Raw genomic sequence first — 20,834 nt, forward strand, 5'->3', positions numbered from 1 at the left:
TCCGGGTCCGGGGCGTCGGCGGCTGCTGACGCGAGGTCCTATGCAGGTCGCCGCCACCGCAGCGCGCGCCGACCGGTGGGCCGGGGCGGGTCATGCGGCCTGCGCGTCGTCCGCGGCGGGCCACTCGCCCGGCGCGATCGCCGGGCGGGCCATGCGGTGCGGGACCGACGAGGCCGCCGCGCCGCGACGCGTGAGCGCCATGACGAACGCGAGGACCCGCGCGACGGCCATGTAGAGCTCGACGGGGACCTCCTGCCCGACGTCGCACGCCCGGTGCAGGGCGCGCGCGAGCGGGACGTCGCGCACCATCGGCACCCGCGACTCCTCGGCCTTCTCGCGGATGCGGGCGGCGACGTGGTCGGCCCCCTTCGCGACGACGCGCGGCGCGGAGCGGCCCGGCTCGTACCGCAGGGCGACCGCGACGTGGGTCGGGTTGACGACGACGACGTCCGCGTCGGCCACGGCGGCGATCATGCGGTTGCGCGTCATCGAGCGCGCCATCGACCGGCGCTGCGACTTCACGAGCGGGTCGCCGTCGGTGCTCTTGTGCTCGTCCTTGAGCTCCTTCTTGGTCATGCGCGTCTTCTTGCGGTTGCGCCGTGCCACCACCAGCAGGTCGAACAGCGCGAGGGTGAGGCCCGCCGCCGTCGCCCAGACCAGGAGCGAGCGCACGCCGGAGCCCGCCGCCTCGAGCAGCGACGCGATCGGCAGACCGCCCGCGGCCAGGAGGACCGGCATGAGCGACTGGACGACCGCGTAGAGCACGACGCCGACGACCGTCGTCTTGAGCAGGGCCTTGGCGCCGTTCCACAGCGCCTGCGCGCCGAACATCCGCTTGAGCCCGCTCATCGGGTTGAACTGGTCGGCCCCCGGGCGCAGCCGCTTCAGGTGCAGGCCGCCCTGCGCGACCGACGCGAGCAGCACGGCGACGGCGATCGCCCCGAGGAGCGGCAGCATGGTCGGCACCACGGTGCCGAGCGCGTCCTGCGCGAGCTCGAGCGCGACCGCGGGCTCGGGGTTCTCGATCACGGTGCGCAGCGACAGCACCTGGTCGGTCGCGGCCCGCGCCGCGGCGCTCACGGTCAGCGGGATCACCGCGCCGGCGATCCCGACCCCGACCCAGGCGGTGAGGTCCTGCGACTTGCCGAGCTGGCCCTTGGACCGGACCTCCTTCATCTTCCGGTCGGAGGCCTGCTCGGTCTTCTCCTCGGTGGAGTCGGCCATCAGCCCACCCCGCCCATGCGCTCGACGGCCTCGGCCGTGAGCACCGACACGACGTGCGGCAGCGCGACGAGCACGGTCCCGACGAGCGCGAGCGTGAGGAAGATCTTCAGCGGGAAGCCCATCGCGAACGCGTTGAGCGCGGGAGCGACCCGGTTGACCAGGCCGAGCCCGGCGTCGGCCAGGAAGAGCACGACGACGATCGGCCCGGCGATCTGCAGCCCCGCCACGAACGAGCCGGTGAGGGCCTCGACGAACGACGCCGCGGGGACGCCGGCCAGGCCACCCACCGGGACGGCGTCGTACGAGCGGGCGAGGCCGAGCACGACCAGCTGGTACGCGTCGGACGCGAACATGAGCACGACCGCGAGGAGCGCGAAGAGGCGCGTGAACTGCGACCCGTTGACGTTGGTCTGGGGGTCGTACGCCATGCCGAGCGAGAACCCTCCGAACAGGTCGAGGTGGGCGCCCGCGGCGGTGATCGCCGAGAAGACGACCATGACGAGGGTCCCGAGCATCGCCCCAGTGACCGCCTCGGCGACGAGGTGCCCGAGGAACGTCGCGGTGCCGGTCGCCTCGTACCCGGGGGCGGCGCGCCCCGAGACGACGAGCCCGAGCGAGACGGCGAGGATGGCGCGCACCTGGCGCGGGATGGCGTGGTGCGAGAACGGCGGCGCGATGGTCATGAACGCGGCCATGCGCACGCCCGCGAGCATCGTCGCCTGGAGCCAGGCGAGGTCGATCTCGAGCTCCACGGGACGTCAGCCCCCGTTCAGCAGCGACGGGATGAGGTCGAACATCTCGTGCGTGAACGTCACCATCTCGCCGATCATCCAGTTGCCGCACACGACGAGCGCGACGGCGACCGCGAGCGCCTTGGGGACGAACGAGAGCGTGATCTCCTGGATCTGCGTGACGGACTGCACGATCGAGATGGCGAGCCCCACGACGAGCGACGTGACGAGCACGGGGGCCGCGAGCTTGGCGGCGAGGACGAGCGCCTGCGTGGCGACGTCGAGGACGGCGGCGGTCTCCACGGTCAACCCATCCCGTACGAGCCGATGAGCGACGTCGTGATGAGACCCCACCCGTCGACGAGGACGAAGAGCAGCAGCTTGAACGGCAGCGAGATCATCGTCGGCGGCAGCATCATCATGCCCATGCTCATGAGGGCCGCGGCGACGACGAGGTCGATGACGAGGAACGGCACGAAGACGACGAACCCGATGATGAACGCGGCGCGGAGCTCCGAGATGACGAACGCGGGGACGAGCGTCGTGAGGGGGACGTCGACGGGGGTCGCCGGGTTCTCGAGGTCGGCGGCGCGCGTCATGAGCGCGAGGTCCTCCTCGCGCGTGTGGGCGAGCATGAACTCGCGCAGCGGCACGGCGCCCGCGTCGAGCGCCTGGCTGAAGGTCGTGGTGCCGTCGAGGTAGGGCTGCACCGCAGCGTCGTTGATCTCTCCGAACACCGGCCACATGACGAACAGCGAGAGGAACAGCGCGAGCCCGGCGAGGACCATGTTGGGCGGCACCGTGGCGGTGCCCAGCGCGTTCCGGGTCAGGGCGAGGACGACGAAGATCTTGGTGAACGACGTCATCATGAGCAGCAGCGTCGGCGCGAGCGACAGCAGCGTGATGCCGACCAGCGTGACGAGGGACGACGACGGCTCGCCGTTCGGCCCGTTGATCTCCACCGAGAGCGTCGACCCCCCGTCCTGCGGGTCGAGCGGCTGGGTGGGCGGTGCCGGGTCGGTCGGGTCGACGACCGCCGCGCCCGCGTGGGGCGCGAGCAGGACGGTCGCGACCGCCACGAGGAGCAGGACCGCCCCGACGAGCACCGCGACGCGCAGCGTGCGGCGCGACGGGAGAGCGCGTGTCACCGGGCACCTCCTCGGACGACGCGCGCGGCCTTGCGCCACGTGTCGGGCGCGAGGAACGTGCGCAGGGCGCTCGTCGGCGCGGGGTGCGGGACGACGACGGTCGTGGTGGTCCCCGCCAGGGGTCCCGGGACGTCCGGGGGCGCGGTGGCGGGCGCGAGGGCGGGCACGGAGCCGGGCTCGCCGTCCCACGCCGGGGCGTCCCCGTTCGCGGGCGGCTGCGCGAGCGACAGGCGGGCCGCGGTGACGGCGTCGTCGAACGAGGGCTCGGCCGAGGTCGGGGCGTCCGCGGGCGCCGCGTCCGTGGTCGGGACGACGGCGGGAGTCGCGTCCGCGGTGGTGCCGGGCGCGGGCGGGGCGGCGGACGGCACCGGGGACGGGCCGTCGATGACGGTCACGGACGACTCCGTCACGCCGAGCAGGTACCGGCGGCCCCCGGCCTCGAGCAGGACCGCGGCGCTCTTCTGCGACAGCCCCTGGCGGGCGACCACGGTCAGCTGCTCGTGGCGTCCGCGCGGCGCGGAGCGCGAGGTCTTGCTCGCGACCCGGTACGAGACCCACAGGAGCCCGAGCACGACCGCCAGCGAGAAGGCGACGCGCAGCACGGTGGTGACGTCCATGCCGGTCAGTCGTCCGCGTCGAGGATCTTGGTGATGCGCACCCCGTAGTCGCCGCCGTCGACGACGACGACCTCGCCCTTGGCGATCGTGCGGCCGTTGAGCTGCACGTCCGCCGGCGCCCCGGCGGACCGGTCGAGCTCGACGACGGCGCCCGGCTCGAGGTTGAGCACGTCCCGCACCGGCATGCGCGTGCGGCCCACGATCACCGAGAGGCGCATCTCGACGTTGGAGATGCGCGCGAGCCGGGCGCCGGTCACGGCCTCGTCGGGCAGACCCTGCAGCGCGCGGCGCGTCCGCACGACGAACCAGCCCGCCGTCGGGCCGTCGTCGGTGGCGAGCTCGAACACGACGGACTCCGGGTCCTCGAAGAGCGCGGTCGCGTCGGCGACCCGCACCTCCCCGAGCACGCCGACGCCGGTGGTCGCCCCCGCGGCCTCCAGCGCGGGACGCAGGACGTCGGTGACGTCGAGCGCCGCCTCCTGGGAGGCGTCGGCGAGCGCGTCCTGGTCGATGAGGGCGAGCGCGAGGTCGGAGCCGGAGTCCCCCACGTACGACGCGACGACCGCCCGCGCGGCCTGCGGGCCGACGGGCGCCCCGCCGCGCAGGGCCGCACGCAGCGGGGTGCTGGTCGGGACGAGCGCGACGAGCGCGTGGGCGGCGGCGGACGCGGCCTCGACGACGGACTGCTCGACCGGGGTGGTGGTGCTCATGGGTCAGTTCTCCTCGGTGGTGACGATGCGGCAGGCGAGGCGGGAGCCGGACGAGCCGACGGCGCCGCGGGCCATGACGTGGCCGTCGACGATGACGTCGAGCGGGCGGGACTGGGTGTGCGGGACGCGCACGACGTCGCCGACCGCGAGGTCCAGCACCTCGGCCGGGGTCATGGTCGCGGCGGACAGCTCGACGGTGACGTCGACGAGGGAGCGGGCGACGTGCTGGCGCGTGCGCCGGGTCGCGTCGGCGGGGTCGTCCGCCGGGTTGGCCTCGCCGAGGTGCGGGAGGAGCGCGACCGACGGCACGGCGAGGGTGGCCCGGCACGCGCGCTCCCCGACGCGGAGGTCGAGCTCGGCGACGATCATGAGCTCGGCGGTGGGGGCGGCCTGGGCGAACTGCGAGTTGTGCTGGATCGACGAGATCCGCAGAGGGCTCTCGAGCAGACGGCCCATCGAGTGCCGCAGGTCGCGCAGGGTCTCGGTGAGCAGCGACGTGACGAGCGTGCGCTCGACGTCGGTGAACTTGCGGTCGACCACCGGGATGGTCGGTCCGGCGCCGAGCATGTGGGCGATCCACGTGAGGGCGTCCGTGTGCGGGAACTGCAGGACGGCGCGCGGGCCGATCCCGTCGAGCTCGCACACGACGAACGTCGTCGTCACGGGCCGCTCGGCGACGTAGTCGTCGTAGGTGCGCATCGCGACCGCGGCGAGGCCGACCTGGCTGACGACCCGCACGCGGGCCGTGAGCTGCGTTCCCCACTGGCGCGCGAAGCTCTCGAACGCCATCTCGAGGATGCGGTGGTGCTCGCGGACGAGCGTGGTCGGTCGGCGGAAGTCGTAGACCTCGACCTTGCGGCTCGGGGCGGGCTGCGGGACCCGGTCGGTTGTCGTCGTGCTCACGACCGCTCCTATGCGGGCACGCACGACACGAGCCTGCGCGACGGCGCTCAGGCTCGACGGACCGCCTCACTCCCTCGGAGCGGCCGCCTCTCCCGCCGTCTCGCCGGCCCGCGCGAGAGCCCGCGCGTCCGCCTCCGCGGCCGGGACGTCCGCCGCGGTGAGCTGCCCCGCGAGCACCTGCGGGATGAGCGCGCGCACGGCCTCCGGCGCGGAGGAGAGCACCATGATGTCGACGCGCCGGTTCATCGCGAGCGCCTCGGGGCTCGTGCCCTCGGCGAGGGGCCGCGCCGAGCCGAAGCCCACCGCGGCGATCCGGTGCTCGGCCAGGCCGTCCTGCTCGACGAGGTGGCGCAGCACGGCCGTGGCGCGCGACGCCGAGAGCTCCCAGTTCGACGGAAAGACCGACGTCACGGTCGAGGTGTAGTCGGCGTTGCCCTCGATGCGGATCTCGTGCGCGGTCGGCGCGAGCGTCGGCCCCACGACGTCGAGCACCCCGCGCGCCTCCTGCGTGAGCTCCGCGCTCCCCGGCGAGAAGAACGTGTCCGCGGACACGAGCCGGACCGTGAGCCCGCGCTCGTCGATGTCGAACCGCACCGTGTCGGACCGCCCCTGCGCGGCGAGGTCCCGCGCCATCGTGTCGCGCAGCGCCGCGAGGTCCGACACCTCCTGGAGCGCGCGCTCGAGGTCGGTCTCGACGTCGACCGGCTCCTCCGCCGGGTTCTCGACGACCTCCTCGACGACCGCGGCGTCCTCCACGTTGCCGAAGCCCTCCGCGAGCGAGGACTTGAGCTCCTGGTACTTGCCCTGGTCGACCGAGCTGATGGCGAACAGGACGATGAACAGGCACATGAGGACGGTCACCATGTCCATGTACGACACCATCCAGCGGCCGGAGCCGCCCGTGTCGTGCCCGCCGCCACCACCGCCCCCGCCGCCGTGGCCGCCCCTGCGTCGCCGCGCCATCAGGCGGCCTTGTCCTCGGGCAACGACCACTCGGGGACCATCGTCTTGAGCCGCTCGTCGATGACGCGCGCGCGCGAGCCCGCCTGGATCGACATGTAGCCCTCGAGGAGGACGTGGAGCCGCTCGAGCTCGAGGTCCGACAGGCGCTTGAGCTTGGCACCGATGGGCAGCCAGATGAAGTTGGCGGAGAGGATGCCCCACAGGGTCGCGATGAACGCCGCGGCGATCATGTGCCCGAGCTTCTCGGGCTCGGACAGGTTCTCCAGCACGTGGGTCAGCGAGACGACGGTGCCGACGATGCCGATCGTGGGGGCGTAGCCGCCGATCGCGTTGAAGAAGTCGTACGCGACGGCGTCCTCGCGGGCCTTGGTCTCGATCCGCTCCTCGAGGAGGGTGCGCAGCTGCTCGGCGTCCGAGCCGTCGGCGAGCGACTGCAGCGCGCTGCGCTGGAACGGGTCGTCCGTCTTCTGGGACTCGGCCTCGAGGGCGAGCAGACCGCCCTCGTTCTGGACGATCTCCGCGGCCCGGACGACCTCCTCGATGGCCTCGGCGGGACGGGGCGCCTTGCCCGTGAACGCGCGCGGCAGCGTCTTGAAGGCCCGGACCGAGTCCTTGAGCGTCCCCGACGCGACGGCGGCGAAGATGCTCGCCCCGAAGACGAGGATGATCGGTGCCGGGAGCAGGATCGACGTGATCTGCGACCCCTCGAGGTACACCATCGCGACGAGCGAGCCGAACGCGACGAGGATGCCGATGATGGTTGCGGGGTCCATGGCCTACTTCGTCCTCGGGTCGGGCAGGGGGGCGAGGGCGACCGGGCGGTCGCCGGGGGCGGGGGCGTCGTCGGGTGCGGACCGGACGACCTCGAGCGGGGCGCGCTCGACGGCGGTGGGCAGGGAGCGCGCGAGCGCGAGCACGCGCGCCTTGTGCTCCTCGACGAGGCGGATCACGACCTCCATGGGCTCGGTGACGATGTAGCGCGAGCCGTCGATGAGCGTCACGCGCGTGTCCGGGTTGGTCTCCACGCGGGCCACCAGGTCCGCGTTGATCGCGATGCGCTCGGAGCTGAAGCGCGTGAGGACGATCACGGTTCCCCCTTCGGCTGGGACGGGTCCGGGTCAGGTGCGGACGGGATCGGGACGGAGGTGCGGGACACGAGGCGGGACGGCGCGACGCGGTGCCGGTGGCGGTGCCGGTGCGGTGCCTCCCGGTCGGCCCGGGGGCACCGCACCGCCCGCGCCCGGGTCAGCGCTTGAGGTTGACGAGCTCGGTGAGCACCTCGTCGGACGTCGTGATCACGCGCGAGTTCGCCTGGAACCCGCGCTGGGACACGATGAGGTTGGTGAACTCCTGCGAGAGGTCGACGTTCGACATCTCGAGGGCGCCCGCCGTGATCGAGCCGAGGCCCGGGTCGCCGGCGGCACCGACGAGCAGCTCGCCCGAGTACTGCGTCGCGGAGAAGAGCGAGTCGCCCGCCTTCTCGAGCCCGCCGGCGTTGGTGAACGTCGCGAGGGCGACCTGACCGAGGACCTCGGTCCGGCCGTTCGAGTAGCGGCCGACGATCGAGCCGTCGCCGGAGATCGAGTACGACGTGAGCGACCCGGCCGCCCCGCCGTCCTTGCTCGCCACGGCGACGTTCGACAGCCCCGCGTACGAGGTGAGCGCGTCGAGACCGACCGTCACCCCGCCGACGGCGAGGGACCCGCCACCGGTCAGGGCACCCCCCGTGAACGTGAGGGCCTGCGGGCCCGCGAGCGTGGCGCCGGTCGCGCCGTCGCGGGCGCTCACGGACCAGCCGCCGGCGGCGGCCGTGAAGACGAGCGAGAGCTTGCTCGCCCGACCCGCCGCGTCGAAGACCTCGACGTCGCGCACGAGCTCCGTGCCGTCGGCGGCGTCGGAGGGCAGGTTGCCCCCGAACGTCACGCCCGTGGTCGCGCGGGGCGGGATGACGTCCCCCACGGGGATCGTGAGGTTCCCGAGCGGGCTGCTCGTGTTCACCACGCCGTCGGTGGCGGTCCAGCCCTGGACGAGGTCGCCGCTCGCGTTGACGAGGCGGCCGGCGCCGTCGAACGTGAACCCGCCGTTGCGCGTGTAGTACGCCTGGCCGCCCCGCTCGACGACGAAGAACCCGTCGCCGTCGATCATGAGGTCGGTCGGGACGCCCGTCGTCTGGGCGGCGCCCTGCGTGAACTGCGTCGTGATGGCCGCCGTCGTGACGCCGAGGCCGATCTGCGCGGGGTTCGCGCCGCCGACCTGCTGGTCCGGCGCGACGCCCGCCGCGACGAGCTGGGAGAGCGTGTCCTGGAACTGGGTGCGCGACGCCTTGAAGCCCGTCGTGTTGACGTTCGCGATGTTGTTGCCCGTGACGTCCAGCATGTTCTGGTGGGCGCGCAGGCCGGAGATTCCGGTGTTGAGGGAGCGGAGCACGAGAGTCCTTTCGGGTCAGGCGGCGGAGCTGCCGTGGTCGTCGGTGGCGCCGTCCGTGGCTGCCGGGGTCCCGGTGGCATCCGTGCTGACCGAGGAGGTGACGGCGGAGACGTGGTCGAGCTCGACCGTCACCCCGCCGATCGTCACGGTGGGTACCGCGTCGTGGTACGACACCGCGGTCGCGATGCCCGTGTGCTCGACGCCGTCGGCGTCGAGGTAGGAGACCTGGTTGCCCAGGAGGTCGGCGGCCGACTGGCGCATCTGGAGCGCGAACGACTCCTCGACGAGACCGCTCATCCGGGTGAGCGCCTCCATCATGGCGAGCGACGTCGTCTGCGAGACGATCTCGCCGGTGTCCATGGAGCTGGACGGGTCCTGGTTGCGCAGCTGGGTCACGAGCAGCTCGAGGAAGAGCTCGCTGTCGTACTCCTGCTTGGGCGCGCGCGTGTTCTTCGTGGCATACATCGATGCCGGCACCGGCGCGCTCACGGGTTCGACGGGCACGGGGTTCCTCTCCTCAGACGAGGACGTCGAGGCGCCGGGCGGCGCCGTACGTCCTGCCGATGACTGTCGGCTCGGGGTCGGGGTCGGTGGCCCCTCGGTGCGGGTGGGCCGGTCCGCGGTCGTGCGCGCCGGGGTCCTGCGGGTCGCGGCGCGAGCCGGAGCCGTCCGCGGTGGCACCGCGGCCGTCCCGACCGTCCACGGCCGCGCCCGGTGCTCCCGCGTCCGCGACGGTGACCGACGACGCCCCGCCCGCGATGCCCGCGAGGTCGCGCCGCAGGTCGGCCACGATCGCGCGCAGCGCCTCGCGGCCGGTGTCGTGCGGCGCGTAGAGCTCGATGCGCAGGTCACCGCCCGCGACGTGCGCGCGGACCGTCACGGGCCCGAGGTTCTCGGGCGTCACGGAGAGGGTGAGCACGTGGTCGCCGTCGCCCGCCTCGGCGAGCGCGACGACGGGCCCGACGACCTGGGCGTGCAGCGGCTGCGCCGGGTGCGAGGCCGTCGCCGGGGCGGTGGCCCCGGGCGCGCCGACGGCGACCGGTGCGGCCGGGGCCGGGACGGGAGCGGTGACGACGACCTGCGCCACGGCCCGGGGTGCGGCGTCCGGCGCCGGGGCTGCGCCCTCCACGCCGGTCGAGGTCGGGGCCGCCACGCCGTCCGCCTCCCCCGGCGCGGGCGCGCCGACGAGGTCCGTCCCCTCGGGAGCGACGGGCGCACCCGGCGTGGTGGCCCACGGCACGTGACCCGGCGCGGCGCTCGTGGCGAGCCCTGCCCCCGGCCCGGCGGTCGACAGGGGTCCGGCGGTCCCGACGGCCTCCCCGTCGCCACCGCTCGCCCATGTCGCGACGGGCACCGTCATCGGGCGCGGCACGTCCGCAGGCACCGTCGCGACGGACGACCACGGCGCACCGGTCGGCGTCGCCACCTCGCCCGTACCGGCCGCCGGGACCGCGCCCGGCGCGCCCGGTCGGTCGGTCGTGACCGGGGCGGACGCGGTCCCGTCCGGGACGGCCACGGCGTCGGCCGTCGACGCGCCACGGGTCGGGGCGTGCGTGTCGCCGACCTCGACGACCGCGGCATCCGGGGCTGCGGCAGGCGCCGCGCCGTCCGCCGCAGCGACGCCGGTGAGCGCGACGTCGAGCCCGGTGGGCGGCGCGTCGGGACGTACCAGGCCCGGGAGCCCCGGTGGCACGGGCTGCCCGGCGGGTGCGTCGTCCCCGGCGGCGGTGCCCTCCGCAGGGACGTCGTCGCCCGAGGTCCCGGTGGTCGGGCTCTCGGCGGCCGACGTCCCGGCGGTCGAGGTCCCGGCGATGGGGGTGCCGTCGTCGGACGCCCGGTCCGCTGGGCTGCCCCCGGGAGCGTCCGCCCGGGCGGGCTCCTGCCGGTCGCGGGCCGCTTCGCCGAGCGCCGCGTCGAAGGTACGGCCGAACGCGTCGGCCGACGCTCCGGACGCGGCCCGGGGACGCGTCGGCGCGGCCGGCGCGGGAGCCGCGACCAGGGCCGTCGTGGTCAGGGTCATCGTGGTCCTCCTCAGCCGATCACGCGGCGGATGGTGGTCACGGAGGCGTCGGTGACGTCCGTGACCTCGACGGTGCGGCCGGGCTTGGGCGCGTGGATCATCTGCCCGTCGCCCATGTAGATGCCGATGTGCTTGCCGCCGCGCTGCACCACGAGGTCCCCGGGGCGCGCCTCGGCGAGCGAGCCGACCTCGGTCCCCTGGCGCATCTGGTCGCGCGCGACGCGCGGCAGGTCGACGCCGTGCGCGGAGTACACGAGCTGGACGAGGCCCGAGCAGTCGAGCCCGCCCTCGCCGAGGCTCTCGCCGCCCCACACGTACGGCACGCCGAGGTACTGGCGGGCCGTCTCGACGACCGCCCGTCCCGCGTCGCCGCCCGGCGCGGTCGCGGGGTCGGCGGGGGCCGCAGGAACCGCGGGAGCCGCGGGCACGACGGCGGCCGCGAGCCCGGTGGAGGCGCTCGTCGCCGCTCCCGACCCGAAGAGCGCGCTGCGCGCGAGCACGTCGGCGCCCGCCGGGCCGGACAACGCGCCGAGCAGGCGTCCGACGACGTCCGACCCGCCCGTGCCCGTCGCGCCCGACGGCGTCACGAGCCCGGACAGCGCCGAGAGCGCGGACGCGAAGTCGGTCGCGCTCGTCGACGACGCCGCGGACCGGTCGGGCGCGGTCGCGGGTTCCCGCAGCGAGGCGATCTCGGTGCGGATCTCGCCCACGCGGGCGAGGGCCTGGGGCATGCTCACGGCGTCGTCGTCCCTCGCGTCGTGCGCAGCGCGGTCGAGGCGATCTCGTCGAGCGCAGCCTGGTCGGCACGCCCCTCCGCCCGGGCCGTCTCGGCGTCGTGCCGCTCCTGGAGCTTCTCGAGGCCCAGCGACGCGGCTCGGGCGCGCGCGAGATCGGCGCGCGCCTCGTCCACGGCGTGCGCGCGCACGCGCTCCTCGGACTCGAGCACGGAGAACAGCGCGCTCGCCGCGGCGCGCGAGGCCGCGAGCCCGGACAGCGCCGCGCTGGTCGTCGGGCGCTCGGGCGACGCGTCGAGGTAGGCGGCGAGACCGCCCGCCTCCTCCACGGTGCGCGCGAGGTCCGCGTGCGCTCCCGCGAGCGCCGCCTTGGCGCCGTCCTCCTCGAGGCGACGCAGGCGCAGCACGCCCGCGAGCCGGAACTTCCCCGCCATCAGTCCTCCGCTCCGGCCAGCACCTGGGTGAGCCGCGTGAGGCGAGCCCACGACTCCTCGGCCGGCGTCCTGTCCGTCATGACCTGCTGCAGGAAGGCGTCGATCGCCCCCTGGTGCTCGAGGCTCGCGTCGACGAGGGGGTCGGTGCCCTTCTTGTACGCCCCGATGTCGAGGATGTCCTGCGCCTTGCGGCGCGCCGCGAGGACGCGGCGCAGCGTCAGGGCGACGGACCTCTGCTCGGGCGTCGTCACGCGCGACGCGACGCGCGAGACCGACGCGAGCGCGTCGACCGCCGGGTAGTGGCCCGACACGGCGATGGACCGGTCGAGCACCACGTGCCCGTCGAGGATCGAGCGCGCCTGGTCGGCGATCGGCTCGTTGTGGTCGTCGCCGTCGACCAGGACGGTGTAGATCCCGGTGACGGAGCCCGTCGCCGCGGTGCCCGCCCGCTCGAGCAGGTTCCCCATGAGGGAGAACGTCGACGGCGGGTAGCCGCGCGTCGCGGGGGGCTCCCCCACGGACAGCCCGATCTCGCGCTGGGCCATGGACACGCGCGTGAGGGAGTCCATCATGAGCACGACGTGCGACCCGGCCTCCCGGAACGACTCGGCGATCCGCGTCGCCGTGAACGCCGCGCGCTTGCGCATCATCGCGGGCTCGTCGGAGGTCGCGACGACGACGACCGACCGGGCCAGCCCCTCGGGGCCCAGGTCGTCCTCGAGGAACTCGCGCACCTCGCGCCCGCGCTCGCCGACGAGCGCGATGACCGACACCTCGGCGTCGGTCCCGCGAGCGACCATCGACAGCAGCGAGGACTTGCCGACGCCCGAGCCGGCGAACAGCCCGATGCGCTGCCCTCGGCCGAGCGTCGTGAGCGTGTCGAGGACCCGCACCCCGGTCTGGAGCGGCGTGTCGATGCGGGCCCGCTCCATCGCGGCGGGCGCGTCCGCGTCCACGGGCACGCGGGGCCCGCGCGCGAGCGGGCCCCGCCCGTCCACGGGCCGGCCCAGCGCGTCGACCACGCGGCCGAACAGCCCGCGCCCGGTCGGCACGAGGACACCGGTGCCGCGCGTGCGCACCGGGTCGCCCGCGCGGACCCCGGACAGCCGGCCGAGCGGCATGCAGCGGGCCCTCCCCTCGGCGGTGGCGACGACCTCCGCGTCGAGCCGGTGCGGCCCGTCGCCGACGTGGACGAGGTCACCGATGCCGCAGCTCAGTCCCGCGACCTCGAGGCTCAGGCCGACGGCCGACGTCACGACGCCGACCCGCTCGGGGCGGGCCACGCCGAGGAGGGCGTCGAGCGCCGGAGGGCGGTGGAGCGACGGCGACGCGTCGACCCCCGCCCGGGTGCCCGGCGCGGCCGAGCCGACGGGGGCGCTCACGACGGCCCTCCGGACGCGCCGTGGCCCGCCTCGGGCCCGACGTCCAGCAGCGCGAGCTCGGCTCGGGCGCGGTCGACGGCGGCCCGGACGCGCGCGTCGAGGAAGCCGTGCTCGAGGTCCGCGACGGCGTCGCCGCGGTCGAGCGACGCGTCCGCCACGAGGCGGACGTCGCCGGCCCCGGCCTCGGTCAGCAGGCTCACGTCGTCGGGGTGCAGCCGGACGGCGACGACCGCGCCGTCGGCGACCGCCGTCGCGCGCGCGAGGGCCGCGCGGGCGGCCCCCGGCCGGTCGGTGAGCTCGTACCCGAGGACCGACTCCGCGAGGTCGAGCGCGCCCCGGACCGTGGCGTCCTGCGCCGCGGCGACGACGGGGACCGTCCGCTCGCCGAGGGCCCGGGCCGCCTCGCGCAGGACGGCGACCGCGCGCGCGGTGCGCTCGTCGCGCTCGGCGGTGCGGCGCGCGTGGTCCGCCTCGAGCGCGGCGCGCAGTCGCTCCGCCTCCTCCCGGGCCGCGCGGGCCCCGGCCGCGTAGCCGGCGGCGTACCCGCGGGCCGACGCCGCCGCCTCGACCTCCGCGACCCGGTCGCTGCGCAGGACCGGCACGGCCTGCGGCACGAAGTACGCGTCAGTAGACAAGCTCGTCCCCGTCCGTGCGGTGGATGGTGATCTTCTCGTCGGCCTCGAGGTTGCGGACGACGCGGACGATCTCCGCGCGCGCCTCCTCGACCTGGCTGATGCGCACCCCGCCCAGGCCCGCGACCTCCTCCTCCAGCAGCGCCCGGTTGCGCTCGGAGATGTTCTTCGTGATCGTCTCGACGACCTTGGCGGTCGTGCCCTTCATGGCGAGCGCGAGCACCGACATCTCGACGCCCCGCAGGATGATCTGCACGTCGCGTGCCTCGAACGAGGCGATGTCCTCGAACGTCAGCATGCGCGAGCGCACCTCCTCGGCGAGCTGCGGGTCCCGGGCCTCGAGCCCTTCGAGGACCGCCTTCTCGGTGGCGCCGTCGGAGCGGTTGATGATGTCGACGAGCGGCTGGACGCCGCCGAGGATCTCGACCGGCTGGCGCGGGGTGATGCTCGCGCCCATGCGGGTGCGGAACTGCTCCGACACGAGCTTCACGGCGTCGGGGGACGCGGTGCCCATGGTCGCGAGCGCCTGCGCGACGTCGGTGCGGTAGTCGTCGGCCAGCTTGGCGAGCACCGCGGACGCGACGCCCGAGCTGAGGTGCGCGAGGACGAGCGCGACGGTCTGCGGGTGCTCGCCGTCGAGCAGGGACACGATCTGCCCCGGCTCGGTCCCGTCGAGGTACTCGAAGGCCTTGCCCTGCATGCTCGCGACGAGGCGCTCGACGACGTCGGCCGCCCGGTCGGCGCCCATCGACGCCTCGAGCAGCCCGACGGCGAAGTCCTTGCCCCCGCGCGGGCGCGGGGTGCCGGACAGCGCCATGTCGTAGAACTCGTCGAGGGCCGCGACGGCCAGGTCCTCGTCCACCACCTGGGTGCGCATGATCTCCGCGGCGACCTCGGAGGCCTCGTCCTCGGAGAGCAGCGACAGGACCGTCGCCGCCCGCTCCTGGCTCAGCTGCATGAGCACCAGGGCGACCTTCTGCACCCCGCTCATCGCGGCGACCTTCCGCGCGGACTCGGTCGCGAGCGCCGCGGCGGCGGGGTCGAGGGCGGCCGCCAGGCCGGCGGCGCCGGTGCCCGCGGGCGCCGTCTCGGGCGGTGCCGTCGTGACGCTCATCGCTGCGCCCCCGCCCGGTCCTCGGCGAGCAGCACCCGCAGGTACTCGGCGGTCTTGTCGGGGTCGGTCGCCGCGAGCGCGTCGATCTCGGCCCGACGCTGGTCGAGGCTCGTGAACCGCGGGGTCGGCGGCTGGATCTCCGGGCGCTCCGGCACGAGCTCGAGCTCGCCCTGACCGCCGCCGGACGGGAGCGCCGGGCGGTCGTCGTCGCGGTCGAGCTCGTGCAGGGTCGTCATCCGGAGGTCGTCCAGGTCGACCGTCTCGCGCCGCTCGCGGCGACGACGGGCGCGCCGCACGGCCACGAGCACGATCACCAGGGCGATGAGCACCCCCGCGACGACCGCCGCGGTGCGCAGCATCTGGGCCCGGCTCTCGGCGGCGGCCGCCTCCTCCGCTGCGGCGAGCGCGGCCTGGGCCGACTCGGCGGCGCCCGTGTCGAACGGCAGCACCGCGACCTCGACGGTGTCACCGCGCTCGGCGTCGATGCCGGCGGCGGCGGAGACCATCGCGGTGATCGCGGCCGTGTCCATGCCCCGGGCCACCTCGGCGTCGAGCGCGACCGACACGGCCTGCCGGGTCAGCGCGCCGGCGGGCGTCGTCGTGGTCTCGGTGACCTTGTCGATCGCGTTGTTGCGCGTGGCGTCCTCGGACGTGTAGCTGCTGTCCGCTCCGGCGCCGCCCGGGACGGCGATGTTGTCCGGCCCCAGCACCCCGGCGACGCCACCGCCCGCGCCGGTGTACTCCTCGGTCGTGGTGGACTCGTTGAGGACGGGCCCGCCCTCCGGCGTGCGGAACGTCTCCTCGAGACGCTCGGAGCTCGCGACGTCCATCTGCGCGGTCACCGCGACGGTCGAGTTCCCGGCACCCACGACGCGGTCGAGCATCGCCTGCACCTGCCCGGACACCTTCTCCTCGTACTGCCCGGCCTGCTCGCCCGACGACCGTGCGCCGACGCCGACCTCGGACAGCACCTCTCCCTGCGCGTCGACGACCGCGACGTCGGTCGGGGCCATGCCGTCGATCGACGCCGAGACGAGGTGGACCATCGCCTCGACCTGCTCGGTCGTGAGCTTCTGGCCCCGGGCGGGAGCGACGAAGACCGACGCGGTCGGGGTGCCCTGCTCCGCCGCGAAGACCGTCTCCTCGGGGATCGCGAGCTGGACGGTCGCGGTCTCGACGCCGTCCATCGCGGAGAGGGTCCGCGCGAGCTCGCCCTCGAGCGCGCGCTTGTACGTCACGTCCTGCTGGAACTCGCTCGACGTGACCCCCATCTCGTCGAGCAGCGAGTAGCCGCCCGTCGACTCGTCGGCGGGCAGGCCGGCCGTGGCGGCCGCGAGGCGCTGCTCGTAGACCTTCTCCTCGGGCACGAGCACCGTGCCGCCGCCGTCGGTCAGCTCGTAGGGCACGCCCTGCGAGCGGAGCTGGTCGACGATCGCGGCGGCGTCCGCGCTCGACATGCCGGAGAACAGGGGCGTGTAGGAGGGGCGTGACGCCCACGACACGAGCGCGACGATCGCGACCACGAGGATCGCGAGGGCGAGCAGCGCGAGCGTGCGCTGGGCGATGGTGAAGTCGCGGACGGCGCCGAACGCGCGGCCGAACGTCGACCTGATCTTCTCGGGCATCGTCAGGCCTGCATCCTCATGATCTCGTTGAACGCGTCGACCGCCTTGTTGCGCACGGCGGCGACGAGCTCGAGGGTCGTCTGGGCACGGGTGGAGGCGATCGTCGCCTCGTGGACGTTCTCGAGCTCACCCGTCACGGCGGCGATCGTCAGCTCGTTCGCGGCACCCTGGAGCTGCTGCGTGCCGTCGACCGCGCCGCCGAGCACCTCGGCGAAGGCGCTCGCGCCCGCGGCGCCGGTCGACCCGGCCCCGGCGGGGGCGAGGGTGGAGAGGCTCTCGACACCGGAGAGGTACCCGGTGCCGGTCGTGGCCTCGACGGAGGGGATGGGCATGAGGATCACTTCCCGATCTGCAGTGCTGCTTCGTAGGCCGTCTTCGCGCGGTCGATCACGGCGGCGTTCGCCTGGTAGCCGCGCTGGGCGAGGATGAGGCTCCCCATCTGCTCGGACATGTCGATGTCCGGGTAGCGCACGTAGCCGTCCTCGTCCGCGAGCGGGTGGTCCGGCTCGTACGTGAGCCGCCCCTCCGCGCTCCCCCACGCCGCGCCCGCGACGTACGCGCCCGGGTTCTTCTCGCCGCCCTCGGTGGCGAGGACGTAGCGGGCCCGGAACGCCGCGTCGTCGGTCGACGTGACGGTGTTGACGTTGGCGAGGTTGTCGGAGACCGCGTCGAGCCACTTGCGGTGCAGCGAGAGACCCGTGCCGGCGATGCCGAGAGCGTCGAAGGTCATGTCAGGCCGTCCGCATCGCCGCGCGCAGGGCGGCGGCCTCGCCGCCGACGGCCTGGGTCGCGAACTGGTAGCGCAGGACGGTGTCGACGTTCGAGACGGTCTCGGTGTCGAGGTTGACGTTCGAGCCGTCGAGCCGGGTCGGCTCGACGGACCGGTCGACGGTGAAGGCGGTGCGCCGCGCGTCGCCGTCGGCGACGGAGGCCGCCAGCGCCTCCTCGAACTGCACCCGCTTCGCGGTGTAGCCCGGGGTGTTGATGTTGGCGACGTTCTCGGCGATGGCGCCCTGGCGGGCGGACAGCCCGTTCAGCGCGCTCTGGAGCGCTACGGAGGTGACGGAGTCGAACATGGTCGCGAGGTCCCCACGTCGTCGGTGTCGGCCGTCCGATGGCCTGCGGGGGGAGCGGTCCGTGCTCACCCTGAGCTGCCGACGACCGTGGGGCCGCCGCGCGTCGTGCCCGCGCCGCGAGGACGCGTGCTGCGCAAGTGGTCGTGTGCTCACCCGACCCCTATGCAGGGTCGCGTCGCGTGAGCCGCACGTGCCCGGGAGCGCCGCCGGGCCGGGGTGTCGCGAGGGTCAGGCGCTCACGTCGAGGTACGCCGCAGCGGTCGAGTCGTGCGCGCGCGGCACGCACGTCAGGGCACGGGAGTGCCGCCGGTTCGCCACGAGGGCGGCGTGCAGGCGGTCCACCACGTCGGCCTGCCGGACCAGGACCTCGAGCGCGCGGTCCACGAGCTCGGCCGGGAGCCGCCCCAGCCCGGTCGGAGGCGTCCACGCGGCCAGGTGGGCGACGGCCGTCTCACCGGCGTGCTCGCCGGCGACCGACGCCATCGCGTCGAGCTCGTCGAGGGCACGGGTCCAGGCCGTGAGCGCGCCCACGCGGTCAGGCGACACCGGTCGCTCCGCCGCCGTGCGCCGCGGCGCTCCCGTGCCCGGCGGGCAGCACCTCGGCGGCCTGACGCCACGTCTCCTGGAGCGGCACGACGATCTCGAGGACCTCGTGCGTGCGCCCGATGTCGCGGTGGACGTTCGCGGCGACCAGCGCCTCGTGCACGTAGACGTAGAGAGCCATGAGGTCGTCGGCGCCGTCCCAGACCGTCGTGTCGAGCGAGCCCATGAGCTCGGCCACGATCGCCTGAGCGTGCAGGAGCTGCTCGGACGCGGCGGTCCACCGCTCCTCGCCCTGCGCGGCCTCGGCCCGGCGCAGGTCGAGGACGAGCCGGTCGTAGAGCAGGGTCAGCAGGCGCGCGGGGGACGCGGTGAGGATGGCGTCGCGCCCGTAGGCGCTCCGGGCGAGGTGGGTCACGGCGGTTCCTTCGCGGGAGGTGCGGCTCAGCGCTTCGAGGACGAGGAGGGCATGAGGGTCGCGAGCTGGCCCGTCAGCCACTGCTGCTGCGAGTCGAGCTTGGCGAGCTGGACCTCCATGACGGTGTACTGCGCGGTGAGGCGCTTGAAGCGCTGCTCGAGCCGCTGGTCCCACCGGGCGATCTGGTCGTCCAGGCGGGTGACCTGGGTCTCGCGGTTCTTCACGGACGTCGTCAGGAGGCCGTCGTACTTGTCGGACAGCATGTCGGCGGTCTTCTGGACCCGCGTCGCGACCTGCGTGAACGTGCTCATCGTCCGGTCGGGGTCGGCGGCGAGGGCCTCCGAGAGCTTCTCGGCGTCGAAGGTGACCTCGCCGTAGCGCGTGATCTCGATGCCGATCGACGACAGCGACGCCCCGTCCACCGGGTCCGTGACGGCGCCGAGCAGCGACTGGCGGGCGTTGCGCACGATGGACTCGCCGGCGAGCGTCGCGCCGGAGGTCGAGCCGTCGGACCCGATGGTCACCTTGGTCTGCGTCCCGATGCGCGCGAGGATCGCGCTCACGGCGTCGACGAGGCTCCGGACCTTGTTCGCGCGCGCCTCGGGGTCCTCGCCGACGGTGACGGTCACGGGGTCGGCGGACGCCTTCGAGACGGTGACGTCGACGCCGGGCAGGAGGTCGGTGAACGTGGTCGACGCCGAGGTGACGGTCTGCTCGGCGGCCGTGCCGGCCCAGAGGCGCACCACGGAGTCGGCGGCCGCCGTGACGGTGGCCGCGCCGGGAGCCGCGAGCAGGTTCGTCGCGGTGCCGGCGTCCACCTCGGCGGCGGTCCCGGCGTGGAACGAGAAGGCGCCCGACGCACCGGTCGCCGTGCCCGTGAGCTGGAGGCGGTAGAGCTTCTCCCCCGTCGCGGCGTCGGTGCCCGCGGCGACCTTGACCGCGGTGACGCCCGCGTCGGCACGGTTGATCGCCGTGACGACGTCGTCGAGCGACGTGGAGGCCGCGGTCAGCTCGGTGCGCTCACCCGCCGCGTCGGTGAGGGTGAAGCGCGTGGTGGGAGCCGTCGCGAGGGTCGCGGTGACCGACTTCTGCGCCGTGGCGACGGCGTCGACGACGACGTCGACGCTCCCCGGGGCGGCGCCCGCGCGGGCGGCGACCGACACCGCGTCGGACGACCCCTTCGCGGTGAAGAGCGCGAGCGCGTCGCCGGCGGTGAGCTCCTTGGCGAGCTTCGCGAGCGCGGCGACGCGCGTGTTGAGGTCCTGGAGCGCGCTGATCTCGGAGCGCTCGGTCTTGGCCTTGGCCTGGAGCTGCTGCTGCGGGATCGACTCGACGGCGATGAGCTGCTTGACGAGGTCTGCGGTGTTGAGACCGCTCGACAGCCCGGTGAAGGAGATGCCCACGCGGATCACCTCCGGGTGCGGGACGTGAGGCTTGCTGGGGACGAGGGAGGAAGAGGACCCGGCGGACGGCGCGGAGGGCGGTCCAGGCCGCCCGCCGGGTGGTCGTCAGGGTCAGCCGAGGAGCTGGAGCACCCCGGAGCTGGCCTGGTTCGCCTGGGCGAGCATCGCGGTGCCGGCCTGGGACAGGATGTTGGTGCGCGAGTAGTTCATCATCTCCTTGGCCATGTCGACGTCGCGGATGCGCGACTCCGCGGAGGTGAGGTTCTCCGTGGCGACGTTGATGTTGGAGATCGCGTACTCCAGGCGGTTCTGCGTCGCACCCAGGCCCGAACGCGCCGTCGACACGGCCTTGAGCGCGGTGTCGATCGTCTCGATCGCGGCCTGCGCGTTCGCCGCCGTGTTCACCGTGAGGGAGCTGCCGCCCGCGGTGTTGTACACGCCGGCCTCGATGACCGTCTGGAGGTCGTTGGTGGTGAGGTCGATCGTGATGGTGTTGCCGTCGCCGGTGCCCTCGGCGCCGACCTGGACCGTGAGGTCCGTCGCGGTCGACTTGAGCAGGTCGATCCCGTTGAAGTTCGTCGAGTCGACGATCCGGTCGAGCTCGTCCGCGAGCTCGTCGAGCTCCGACTTGATGGCGGTGCGCGCGTCGGCGTTGTTCGTGTCGTTCACGGCCTGCACCGACAGGTCACGCATGCGCTGCAGGATCGACTGCGCCTCGCCGAGCGCACCTTCC

General features: G+C 74.3%; 26 protein-coding genes. All 26 read right to left on the bottom strand.

Features of this window, described 5'->3' with window-relative positions; translation table 11 throughout:
* Window positions 1-90: 90 nt before the first annotated feature.
* Complete coding sequence (locus tag ACZ4MO_RS10620; RefSeq protein WP_175007699.1) at window positions 91-1,224, bottom strand: EscU/YscU/HrcU family type III secretion system export apparatus switch protein; 1,134 nt, start codon at window positions 1,222-1,224, stop codon at window positions 91-93.
* Window positions 1,224-1,976 (bottom strand): flagellar biosynthetic protein FliR, encoded by a 753-nt coding sequence (locus ACZ4MO_RS10625; RefSeq protein WP_074808668.1) that lies wholly within the window; start codon window positions 1,974-1,976, stop codon window positions 1,224-1,226. The genes ACZ4MO_RS10620 and ACZ4MO_RS10625 overlap by 1 nt, the downstream gene beginning before the upstream one ends.
* Before the next feature lie 6 nt (window positions 1,977-1,982).
* On the bottom strand, window positions 1,983-2,258 hold the full coding sequence (gene fliQ, locus ACZ4MO_RS10630; RefSeq protein ID WP_021482560.1) for a flagellar biosynthesis protein FliQ: 276 nt from the start codon (window positions 2,256-2,258) through the stop codon (window positions 1,983-1,985).
* A 2-nt stretch (window positions 2,259-2,260) separates the two neighbouring features.
* The gene (gene fliP / locus ACZ4MO_RS10635; RefSeq protein ID WP_074808666.1) at window positions 2,261-3,103 is read right to left on the bottom strand and encodes a flagellar type III secretion system pore protein FliP; all 843 of its coding nucleotides are present in this window, start codon (window positions 3,101-3,103) and stop codon (window positions 2,261-2,263) included.
* Window positions 3,100-3,720: a flagellar biosynthetic protein FliO gene (locus ACZ4MO_RS10640; RefSeq protein WP_175007698.1), complete on the bottom strand. Its 621-nt coding sequence runs from the start codon at window positions 3,718-3,720 to the stop codon at window positions 3,100-3,102. The genes fliP and ACZ4MO_RS10640 overlap by 4 nt, the downstream gene beginning before the upstream one ends.
* A gap of 5 nt (window positions 3,721-3,725) precedes the next feature.
* Window positions 3,726-4,430, bottom strand: a complete 705-nt coding sequence (fliN, locus tag ACZ4MO_RS10645) for a flagellar motor switch protein FliN (RefSeq protein WP_175007697.1) — start codon at window positions 4,428-4,430, stop codon at window positions 3,726-3,728.
* Between the two features lie 3 nt (window positions 4,431-4,433).
* Window positions 4,434-5,333, bottom strand: a complete 900-nt coding sequence (locus ACZ4MO_RS10650) for a flagellar motor switch protein FliM (RefSeq protein ID WP_499278829.1) — start codon at window positions 5,331-5,333, stop codon at window positions 4,434-4,436.
* A 66-nt stretch (window positions 5,334-5,399) separates the two neighbouring features.
* Window positions 5,400-6,296 carry a flagellar motor protein MotB gene (locus ACZ4MO_RS10655; RefSeq protein WP_175007695.1) on the bottom strand — a complete coding sequence of 299 codons (897 nt, stop codon included), beginning with the start codon at window positions 6,294-6,296 and terminating at the stop codon, window positions 5,400-5,402.
* Window positions 6,296-7,069: a motility protein A gene (locus ACZ4MO_RS10660; protein WP_074808651.1), complete on the bottom strand. Its 774-nt coding sequence runs from the start codon at window positions 7,067-7,069 to the stop codon at window positions 6,296-6,298. The genes ACZ4MO_RS10655 and ACZ4MO_RS10660 overlap by 1 nt, the downstream gene beginning before the upstream one ends.
* 3 nt (window positions 7,070-7,072) lie before the next feature.
* A complete protein-coding gene (locus ACZ4MO_RS10665) occupies window positions 7,073-7,384 on the bottom strand; it encodes a flagellar FlbD family protein (protein ID WP_074808648.1) in 312 nt (103 codons plus the stop codon).
* Window positions 7,385-7,541: 157 nt separating this feature from the next.
* Window positions 7,542-8,723, bottom strand: coding sequence for a flagellar hook protein FlgE (locus ACZ4MO_RS10670; RefSeq protein ID WP_108049143.1), 1,182 nt, complete (start codon window positions 8,721-8,723; stop codon window positions 7,542-7,544).
* A 15-nt stretch (window positions 8,724-8,738) separates the two neighbouring features.
* The gene (locus ACZ4MO_RS10675) at window positions 8,739-9,227 is read right to left on the bottom strand and encodes a flagellar hook capping FlgD N-terminal domain-containing protein (RefSeq protein ID WP_074808642.1); all 489 of its coding nucleotides are present in this window, start codon (window positions 9,225-9,227) and stop codon (window positions 8,739-8,741) included.
* 13 nt (window positions 9,228-9,240) lie between these two features.
* Window positions 9,241-10,743: a flagellar hook-length control protein FliK gene (locus ACZ4MO_RS10680; protein WP_175007694.1), complete on the bottom strand. Its 1,503-nt coding sequence runs from the start codon at window positions 10,741-10,743 to the stop codon at window positions 9,241-9,243.
* An 11-nt stretch (window positions 10,744-10,754) separates the two neighbouring features.
* Window positions 10,755-11,474, bottom strand: coding sequence for an NlpC/P60 family protein (locus ACZ4MO_RS10685; protein WP_175007799.1), 720 nt, complete (start codon window positions 11,472-11,474; stop codon window positions 10,755-10,757).
* A gap of 2 nt (window positions 11,475-11,476) precedes the next feature.
* Window positions 11,477-11,911, bottom strand: coding sequence for a flagellar FliJ family protein (locus ACZ4MO_RS10690; RefSeq protein WP_175007693.1), 435 nt, complete (start codon window positions 11,909-11,911; stop codon window positions 11,477-11,479).
* On the bottom strand, window positions 11,911-13,293 hold the full coding sequence (locus ACZ4MO_RS10695; protein WP_499278836.1) for a FliI/YscN family ATPase: 1,383 nt from the start codon (window positions 13,291-13,293) through the stop codon (window positions 11,911-11,913). The genes ACZ4MO_RS10690 and ACZ4MO_RS10695 overlap by 1 nt, the downstream gene beginning before the upstream one ends.
* Window positions 13,290-13,928, bottom strand: a complete 639-nt coding sequence (locus ACZ4MO_RS10700; RefSeq protein WP_175007691.1) for a FliH/SctL family protein — start codon at window positions 13,926-13,928, stop codon at window positions 13,290-13,292. The genes ACZ4MO_RS10695 and ACZ4MO_RS10700 overlap by 4 nt, the downstream gene beginning before the upstream one ends.
* On the bottom strand, window positions 13,918-15,039 hold the full coding sequence (gene fliG / locus ACZ4MO_RS10705; protein WP_255436967.1) for a flagellar motor switch protein FliG: 1,122 nt from the start codon (window positions 15,037-15,039) through the stop codon (window positions 13,918-13,920). The genes ACZ4MO_RS10700 and fliG overlap by 11 nt, the downstream gene beginning before the upstream one ends.
* Window positions 15,036-16,664, bottom strand: a complete 1,629-nt coding sequence (fliF, locus tag ACZ4MO_RS10710) for a flagellar basal-body MS-ring/collar protein FliF (protein ID WP_175007690.1) — start codon at window positions 16,662-16,664, stop codon at window positions 15,036-15,038. Before fliF ends, fliG begins: the two co-directional genes overlap by 4 nt.
* A 2-nt stretch (window positions 16,665-16,666) precedes the next feature.
* Window positions 16,667-16,996: a flagellar hook-basal body complex protein FliE gene (gene fliE, locus ACZ4MO_RS10715; RefSeq protein WP_175007689.1), complete on the bottom strand. Its 330-nt coding sequence runs from the start codon at window positions 16,994-16,996 to the stop codon at window positions 16,667-16,669.
* Window positions 16,997-17,001: 5 nt separating this feature from the next.
* On the bottom strand, window positions 17,002-17,394 hold the full coding sequence (locus ACZ4MO_RS10720) for a flagellar basal body rod C-terminal domain-containing protein (protein ID WP_175007688.1): 393 nt from the start codon (window positions 17,392-17,394) through the stop codon (window positions 17,002-17,004).
* A gap of 1 nt (window position 17,395) precedes the next feature.
* Window positions 17,396-17,740 (bottom strand): flagellar basal body rod protein FlgB, encoded by a 345-nt coding sequence (locus ACZ4MO_RS10725; RefSeq protein ID WP_074808619.1) that lies wholly within the window; start codon window positions 17,738-17,740, stop codon window positions 17,396-17,398.
* A 228-nt stretch (window positions 17,741-17,968) separates the two neighbouring features.
* Complete coding sequence (locus ACZ4MO_RS10730) at window positions 17,969-18,271, bottom strand: hypothetical protein (protein WP_108049154.1); 303 nt, start codon at window positions 18,269-18,271, stop codon at window positions 17,969-17,971.
* A 4-nt stretch (window positions 18,272-18,275) separates the two neighbouring features.
* Window positions 18,276-18,698 carry a flagellar export chaperone FliS gene (fliS, locus tag ACZ4MO_RS10735; protein ID WP_074808613.1) on the bottom strand — a complete coding sequence of 141 codons (423 nt, stop codon included), beginning with the start codon at window positions 18,696-18,698 and terminating at the stop codon, window positions 18,276-18,278.
* Between the two features lie 26 nt (window positions 18,699-18,724).
* Window positions 18,725-20,101, bottom strand: coding sequence for a flagellar filament capping protein FliD (gene fliD, locus ACZ4MO_RS10740; RefSeq protein ID WP_186810327.1), 1,377 nt, complete (start codon window positions 20,099-20,101; stop codon window positions 18,725-18,727).
* 111 nt (window positions 20,102-20,212) lie between these two features.
* Window positions 20,213-20,834: flagellin (locus ACZ4MO_RS10745; protein WP_354052693.1), on the bottom strand; the 622-nt coding region annotated here is incomplete at its 5' end.

The organism is Sphaerisporangium cinnabarinum (genome assembly GCF_055567015.1).

Coding starts and splice junctions, on each gene's coding strand:
- ACZ4MO_RS10620 (WP_175007699.1), bottom strand. CDS start 1,224: ATGGCCGACTCCACCGAGGAGAAGACCGAGCAGGCCTCCGACCGGAAG.
- ACZ4MO_RS10640 (WP_175007698.1), bottom strand. CDS start 3,720: ATGGACGTCACCACCGTGCTGCGCGTCGCCTTCTCGCTGGCGGTCGTG.
- fliN (WP_175007697.1), bottom strand. CDS start 4,430: ATGAGCACCACCACCCCGGTCGAGCAGTCCGTCGTCGAGGCCGCGTCC.
- ACZ4MO_RS10655 (WP_175007695.1), bottom strand. CDS start 6,296: ATGGCGCGGCGACGCAGGGGCGGCCACGGCGGCGGGGGCGGTGGTGGC.
- ACZ4MO_RS10660 (WP_074808651.1), bottom strand. CDS start 7,069: ATGGACCCCGCAACCATCATCGGCATCCTCGTCGCGTTCGGCTCGCTC.
- ACZ4MO_RS10680 (WP_175007694.1), bottom strand. CDS start 10,743: ATGACCCTGACCACGACGGCCCTGGTCGCGGCTCCCGCGCCGGCCGCG.
- ACZ4MO_RS10685 (WP_175007799.1), bottom strand. CDS start 11,474: ATGCCCCAGGCCCTCGCCCGCGTGGGCGAGATCCGCACCGAGATCGCC.
- ACZ4MO_RS10690 (WP_175007693.1), bottom strand. CDS start 11,911: ATGGCGGGGAAGTTCCGGCTCGCGGGCGTGCTGCGCCTGCGTCGCCTC.
- fliG (WP_255436967.1), bottom strand. CDS start 15,039: ATGAGCGTCACGACGGCACCGCCCGAGACGGCGCCCGCGGGCACCGGC.
- fliF (WP_175007690.1), bottom strand. CDS start 16,664: ATGCCCGAGAAGATCAGGTCGACGTTCGGCCGCGCGTTCGGCGCCGTC.
- fliE (WP_175007689.1), bottom strand. CDS start 16,996: ATGCCCATCCCCTCCGTCGAGGCCACGACCGGCACCGGGTACCTCTCC.
- ACZ4MO_RS10720 (WP_175007688.1), bottom strand. CDS start 17,394: ATGACCTTCGACGCTCTCGGCATCGCCGGCACGGGTCTCTCGCTGCAC.
- ACZ4MO_RS10725 (WP_074808619.1), bottom strand. CDS start 17,740: ATGTTCGACTCCGTCACCTCCGTAGCGCTCCAGAGCGCGCTGAACGGG.